The 230-nt window shown below is 64.8% G+C and carries 1 protein-coding gene; it reads left to right on the top strand.

The annotated features are described in order from the left end of the window. The coding region (locus AC0IYH_RS34335) for a FecR domain-containing protein (protein WP_471838970.1) at nt 1-230 on the top strand (230 nt) is incomplete at both ends.

Below are 230 nucleotides of genomic sequence, written 5' to 3'. Positions count from 1 at the left end.
CTTCCGGATCCGCATCCTGCCGGGGCTGGGCTTTACGCAGACCGCATCCGCCTATGTGCAGCGGTTCAATTCGACGGTGAACACCAACAGCGCCGTGCAGCTGCATTTCGACGACCAGCAGCGCGTGCTGCAACTACTCGCTGGCGAGCTGATAGTCAGCACCGCGCCCGATCCTCAGGGCCGGCCTTTCAGCGTCATCACTGCCCATGGCCGGGTGCGCGCCCTGGGTA

This window comes from Pseudomonas sp. AC463 (assembly GCF_979253585.1).
The sequence above is the reverse complement of the archived record's forward strand: the minus strand, read 5'-3'. Positions and strand labels throughout refer to the sequence as shown.